This window comes from Ensifer sp. (assembly GCF_035999135.1).
Classification (GTDB): domain Bacteria; phylum Pseudomonadota; class Alphaproteobacteria; order Rhizobiales; family Rhizobiaceae; genus Ensifer.
In genome coordinates this window covers 40,347-47,068 of the sequence record NZ_DASYGZ010000162.1, presented here as the reverse complement: position 1 = coordinate 47,068, position 6,722 = coordinate 40,347, and the positions used below count along the sequence as shown (strand labels likewise).

General features: G+C 64.4%; 5 protein-coding genes. All 5 read left to right on the top strand.

The genetic code is table 11. The features are described 5' to 3' along the window. The first annotated feature begins 40 nt into the window (after positions 1–40). The 5 genes from VGO12_RS21010 to VGO12_RS20990 all read left to right on the top strand — a co-directional run bounded on the left by VGO12_RS21010 (position 41) and on the right by VGO12_RS20990 (position 6,690). Positions 41–1,330: an RsmB/NOP family class I SAM-dependent RNA methyltransferase gene (locus VGO12_RS21010; protein WP_327514693.1), complete on the top strand. Its 1,290-nt coding sequence runs from the start codon at positions 41–43 to the stop codon at positions 1,328–1,330. 188 nt (positions 1,331–1,518) lie between these two features. Next, positions 1,519–2,799: an imelysin family protein gene (locus VGO12_RS21005; protein WP_327514692.1), complete on the top strand. Its 1,281-nt coding sequence runs from the start codon at positions 1,519–1,521 to the stop codon at positions 2,797–2,799. Between the two features lie 48 nt (positions 2,800–2,847). After that, positions 2,848–4,377: a di-heme oxidoredictase family protein gene (locus VGO12_RS21000; protein ID WP_327514691.1), complete on the top strand. Its 1,530-nt coding sequence runs from the start codon at positions 2,848–2,850 to the stop codon at positions 4,375–4,377. After that, on the top strand, positions 4,377–5,492 hold the full coding sequence (locus VGO12_RS20995) for an imelysin family protein (RefSeq protein ID WP_327514690.1): 1,116 nt from the start codon (positions 4,377–4,379) through the stop codon (positions 5,490–5,492). The genes VGO12_RS21000 and VGO12_RS20995 overlap by 1 nt, the downstream gene beginning before the upstream one ends. 208 nt (positions 5,493–5,700) lie before the next feature. Next, a complete protein-coding gene (locus tag VGO12_RS20990) occupies positions 5,701–6,690 on the top strand; it encodes a magnesium transporter CorA family protein (RefSeq protein ID WP_327514689.1) in 990 nt (329 codons plus the stop codon). The last annotated feature ends 32 nt before the right edge of the window (positions 6,691–6,722 follow it).

Below are 6,722 nucleotides of genomic sequence, written 5' to 3'. Positions count from 1 at the left end.
GCCATCGCCGTTACCACGGCGAAAAAGGAGTTGATCGAAGATGCGTTTGGGCGGCAGGCTCGCTGGAGCCATTGAGGTTCTTGAGGATATCGAAAAGCGGAAGCGCCCGGTCGCCGACGCGCTCAAGGATTGGGGCCTGTCTCACCGTTTCGCCGGATCCGGCGATCGATCCGCCATCGGCAACATCGTCTACGACGCGCTTCGCATGAAGCTCTCCCACGCCTATCTGATGGACAGCGACAGCGCCACGGCGCTCGGCCATGCCGTGATGTACCGCCAATGGGGCTTCACGCCGGAAACGCTGGCTGCCGAACTCGACGGCGACAAGTTTGCGCCCGAGATGCCCTCCTCCGACATGGCGCAAGCCTTCGCCACGCGCCGCCTCGAGGACGCGCCGGCCCACGTGCAGGGCGACATTCCCGAATGGGTCCAGGCCTCGTTTGAGGAAAACTTCTCCGACGACTGGCTCGACGAGGCCAAGGCGCTTGCCGGCCGTCCGACACTCGACCTGCGGGCCAACACCCTGAAGGCGACGCGCGCCAAGGTGCTGAAGGCGCTGGAGCGCAGCGGCGCCGAACCTGCCACGATCGCTCGCAACGGCATCCGCATCCCCGCCGGCGAGGGCGCCTCGCGCCTGCCGAACGTGACCGCCGAACTTTCCTTCCAGAAGGGCTGGTTCGAGGTCCAGGACGAAGGTTCGCAGATCGTCGCCGACCTCGCTTTCCCGCAGGAAGGCGAGCAGGTTCTCGACTACTGCGCCGGCGGCGGCGGCAAGACGCTCGCCATGTCGGCGGCGATGAACAACAAGGGCCAGGTCCACGCCTACGACACCGACCGCAAGCGCCTTGCGCCGATCATCGAGCGGCTGAAGCGTGCCGGCACCCGCAATGTCCAGGTGCATGAATCGACCGACAGCCTTGCGCCGCTTGCTGGCCGCTTCGACCGGGTGCTGGTGGATGCCCCCTGCACCGGCACGGGCACCTGGCGCCGTCGCCCGGACACGAAATGGCGGCTCAACCAGAAGAACCTCGAGGAGCGCATCTCCCAGCAGGAGGAAGCGCTCGCCAGCGCCGCGCAGTTCGTCCGCCCGGGCGGCCACCTGATCTACGTCACCTGCTCGGTCCTGCCCGAAGAAAACGAAGCGCAGGTCTACGGTTTCTGCGAGGACAATCCCGAGTTTGAAATTCTCTCGGCGGCGGATATCTGGGCTGGCCTCTTCGGCACGGACAAGCCTCAGCCCTGGTCGGCGGACATGAAGACGGTGACGCTGACGCCCGCCTCGACCGGCACGGACGGCTTCTTCTTCTGCCTGATGCAACGCAAGGGTTGACGCGTTTTGACATTGGTCAAAACACGCGCATCAGATTGAAAACGTTCTAAACTATACACTTTGACACCAGTTTGCTTTTGGTTCATGAGAGGCAGGCCCGGCGGGGCCTCTTCTTGAGGCCCGACGCCTGAACGACGCCGCATCCGCGGGCTCGCTCGGCTACGCCGAAGAAGCAACAGGAGAGGGTCATGACCAAGAATTTCTTCCGCGGCGCAGCGCTCGCGCTCATGACGGCAACGTCGGCGCTGGCCCTGCAGCCGGCCCATGCGGCAACCGATGCCGCCGCCGTGGTAAAGCATTACACCGCCGTCGCCCATGCCAAGTTCGAAGACGCGCTGACGACAGCGGAAGCGCTCGACAAGGCGGTCGACGCGCTGATCGCAACGCCGAGCGAGGAAACGCTGAAGGCCGCGCGCAACGCCTGGCTCAAGGCCCGCAATCCCTACCAGGAAACTGAAGTCTACCGTTTCGGCAACGCGATCGTTGACGAGTGGGAAGGCAAGGTCAACGCCTGGCCGCTCGACGAAGGCCTGATCGACTATGTCGACCCGAGCTACGGCACCGAGAGCGACGAAAACGCGCTCTTCACCGCCAACGTCATTGCCAACAAGACGATCAAGATCGACGGCAAGGACGTCGACGCCTCCAAGATTACGCCCGAATTCCTGGCGGGCACGCTGCAGGAAGCCGGCGGCATCGAGGCGAACGTCGCAACCGGCTACCACGCGATCGAATTCCTGCTGTGGGGCCAGGACCTGAACGGCACCAAGGCCGGTGCCGGCAACCGTCCCTACACCGACTATGACACCAAGGCCTGCACCGGCGGCAATTGCGACCGCCGCGCGGCATACCTGAAGGCCGCGACCGAACTGCTCGTTTCCGACCTCAAGGAAATGGTCGCCAACTGGACGCCGGACGGTGCCGCCACCAAGGCGGTCGAAGCCGATCCGAAGGCTGGCCTCGTTGCCATCCTCACCGGCATGGGCTCGCTCTCCTACGGCGAACTCGCCGGCGAGCGCATGAAGCTTGGCCTGCTCCTGCACGATCCGGAAGAGGAGCATGATTGCTTCTCCGACAACACGCACAACTCGCACCTGCACGACGCGATCGGCATCCAGTCGGCCTATACCGGCGAATACACCCGCGTCGACGGCACCAAGATGACCGGCCCGTCACTCTCCGAGCTCGTCGCTGCCAAGGACGCCGCCCTCGACAAGGAGATGGCCGGCAACCTCGCAACCACGGTCGAGAAGATGCAGGCAATGGCCAAGCGGGCGGAAACGACCGAGGCCTACGACCAGATGATCGGCGAAGGCAACACCGAGGGCAATGCCACCGTGCAGGCTGCGATCGACGGCCTGATCGCCCAGGCCAAGACCGTACAGCGCGTCATTGCGTCGCTGGATCTTGGCACCGTCGAGCTTGAAGGTTCCGACAGCCTGGATAATCCTAACGCTGTCTTCCAATAAGCTGAAAAGGCGGGCCGCCCCCAATCGGTGCGGCCCGATCCTCCTCTGATGAAACCTGGCGCCTTTCGCCTCCTCGCGCTTCTACTTGTTCCGGCGTTCGCGACCGCCCTGCCCGCCGCCGCCGGCGACGACCTTCCGACCAGACGCACCGACCTTACGAGCAAGGACCGCCAGCGCGTCGAAGCTGTGACGCGGCCGACGACGGATTTCTCCAAGGCAGAAACCTTCGAAGCCATGTCCGGCGGTGCTGCGACCTCGATCGCGCCCATCAATGCCGACAGTTTTTCGCAGTTCTCCGCCAACCTCACCTTTCAGGAAGAGGAAGGCTTCAAGCTCGGCAATGCGCTGTTTCGCAAGCTCTGGGTTTCCTCGCCCTCCTCCACGCAAGCCTCCGACGGGCTCGGCCCGCTCTACAACGCCCGCGCCTGCCAGAGCTGTCACCTGAAGGACGGCCGCGGCCGGCCGCCCGAGGGCGCCGCCGACACGACCTCGATGTTCTTCCGCCTGGCGCGCCCGCCGCGCGACGACGCGGAGCGCCGGATGATCGCTGAGCACCAGGTGGTGAACTTCGGCGACCCGGTCTATGGCGCCCAGCTTCAGGACAGCGCCGTGCCCGGGCTTGCGGCCGAGGGGCATCTGAAGGTCAGCTACACCGAAGAACCCTTTACTTTCCCGGATGGCGAAACGGCTTCGTTGCGCAAACCCGACTACAGTGTTTCCGATCTCGCCTATGGACCGCTCGATCCGGAAACGACGCTTTCGCCGCGCGTGGCGCAGCCGATGATCGGCCTTGGCCTGATCGAAGCGATCCACGACGCGGACATCCTGGCGCTGGCCGATCCTGACGATGCGAACGGCGACGGGATCAGCGGCCGTCCGGCGCTGACGCGCGACCCGAGAACCGGCAAGCTGATGCTCGGGAGGTTCGGCTGGAAGGCGCAAAATGCGACGGTTCGCCAGCAGAGCGCCGATGCCTTTGCCACCGATATCGGCATTTCGTCGCCCGATGCCGACCGGCCGCATGGCGACTGCACGGCGGCGCAGACGAAATGCCTGACGATGGCAACGGGCGTGCAGGCGCGTCTCGGGCCGACCGAGGCGCCCGATCCGGTGCTCGACCTCGTCACCTTCTATTCGGAAAACCTTGCGGTGCCGGCGCGGCGCAAGGCGAGCTTCGCCGAGACGCTGCGTGGCAAGAAGGTCTTTTACGACCTCGGCTGCACCAGCTGCCACACGCCGAAATTCGTCACCCGCCGCGGTAGCGCGGGCAAGGCGCAGTCGTTCCAGCTGGTCTGGCCCTATTCCGATTTCCTTTTGCACGACATGGGCGAAGGTCTCGCGGACGGACAGCAAGTGGGCGTCGCTTCCGGCAGCGAATGGCGCACGCCGCCGCTCTGGGGCATCGGCTTGACGAAGACCGTCAGCGGGCACACCTTCCTGCTGCACGACGGACGCGCCCGCAATTTCACCGAAGCGATCCTCTGGCATGGCGGCGAAGGGCAGAAGGCCCGCGACGCCTATGCCGCCCTTGCCGCAAGCGATCGCCGCGATCTCCTTGCCTTCCTGGAGTCACTCTGATGCACCGTAACCGTAGACTTCCGCTCGCTTTAGCACTGGCCCTGACGTCCGCCGTCCCCGCGGCGGCGCAGGAGGGAAGCCCGCTCTCCCCGCGCGTCGTCAACGAGGCGGCGGTGCCGACCGTCATGGCCAAGGCCGTCGACGACTTCATCATTCCCGGCTATCGCAATCTGACGGAGAAGGCGGCGGCCGCGAACGCGGCAACGGCCAAACTCTGCGCAGCACCGTCTGAGCCGGCGCTCGAGACCGCCCAGAGCGCATTCTCCGACCTGGTCGGCGCCTGGTCGGCGATCGAGATCGTGAGGCTTGGTCCGGCGCTCGAACAGAACCGCTTCGAGCGTTTTCTCTTCTACCCGGACCGCAAGAGCACGGGCCTCAAGCAGGTGCAGGCGGTTCTTTCGAAACAGGACGAAAGCGCGACGGACGTCGCCAGGCTCAAGGGCAAGAGCGTCGCAGCGCAGGGGCTCGGCGCGCTCGAATACGTGCTCTACGGCACCGGCTCTGAATCCCTGTTGAGCAAGGAGGGCGACTTCCGTTGCCGCTACGGTCTGGCGATCACCAAGAACCTCGACGATATCGCCAACGAATTCCTCGCCGCCTGGCAAAAGCCGGACGGCATCCAGGCCGCCTGGAAACACCCCGGCCCTGACAATCCCGACTTCCGCGATAACCGGGAGGCGGCGACCGAACTGCTCGGTATTCTTGTGCACGGCGTCGAGACGGTGAAGGACCAGCGGCTGAAGCCCTTCTACGAAGGCAAGGATGACAAGGGCCACCCGAAGCTTGCGATCTACTGGCGCTCGGGCAACACCATGGCGTCGATCGCCGCCAATATCCGCGGCCTGAAGGCTCTGTTCGACGTTGCCGACATGCAGAGCCTTTTGCCGGAAGACAGCCGCTCGGTGGCGGGTTCCGCCGACTTCGTCTTCAAGTCTGTGATCGGCATGGCCGCCAACATCGACGGGCCGATCGAGCAGGCGCTTACCGACGAAAACAAGCGCGCCAAGCTCGCCTTCCTGTCGCTCAACACCAGCGACCTGCTCGACCGGCTGAACAAGGATTTCGGCGGCGCGATCGGTCTTGGCGCCGGCTTCTCCTTTGCCGACGGCGACTGACCAAAACCACCGCGCTGGCAGGGTGTTGACAATCATGGCTTTTGGGCGCAAAGCGCTTTTCGTGTCCGCTCTCGCGGGCACGTTTCACCACAAGGACCAACTCCCAATGAACCCCGACAGTCGAAGTCGAGCCTTCACGCTCACGGCCGTCCGGTCCTGATTTTTCAGGGCTTCAGGCGGTCGGATGACTCGCCCTATGGAGCCCAATATGCTGCGCATCTACAAAAGCCAGAACAGCCACCTCGTGCTCGTCGACATGATCGACGGCATCGCCCTGCCGACGCCGGCAATCTGGTACGACCTCTACAATCCATCGGCCGAGGAAACGCGGCTCGTCGAAGGCCAGCTCGGGATCGAGATCCCGACCCGCGACGAGATGCAGGAGATCGAGCTTTCCGACCGCCTCTACCAGGAGGCCGGCGCCGAATTCATGACGATGACGGCGGCCGCCAAGCTCGACAGCGATTATCCGGTCAAGGTGCCGGTGACCTTCATCCTCAAGGGCACGACACTGGTCACGGTGCGCCATGCGGATCCGAAGCCGTTCCAGAATTTTTCCAACCGCATCCAGAAGGCCAACGGCCAGATCTGCGAGAGCGGCGAACTGGTGATGCTCGGGCTGCTTGAAGCGATCATCGACCGCACGGCGGACGCGCTGGAGCGCGCCGGCAGCGAGGTCGACGGTATTTCACGCGAAGTGTTCCGCAAGACCAATGCCAGCGCCACCAAGAAGACGCGCGACCTGCAGTCGCTGATCGAGCAGATCGGCCAGAAGGGCGACCTGCTTACGGTCATCCGCGAAAGCCTGGTCAGCATCGGCCGGCTCGTCGCCTATCACGTCGCTCTTGAGGGCATGGGGCCGCGCAAGGCCGGCAAGGAAAGCCGCCAACGGATCAAGCTGATCCAGCGGGATGCGACCTCGCTTGGCGACCACGCGCTGTTCTTGTCGAACAAGATCAACTTCCTGCTCGACGCGACGCTCGGCCTCATCAATCTGGAGCAGAACCAGATCATCAAGATCTTCTCGGTCGCCGCCGTCGTCTTCCTGCCGCCGACGCTGGTCGCGTCGATCTACGGCATGAACTTCGGCGTGATGCCGGAGCTGCAGTGGGAGTTCGGCTATCCTGCGGCACTGATGCTGATGGTGATCTCGGCGATCGTGCCCTATTTCTACTTCAAGCGGCGCGGCTGGCTCTAGAGCCTGATGCAGCGATATCGCAGCCCCCGGTG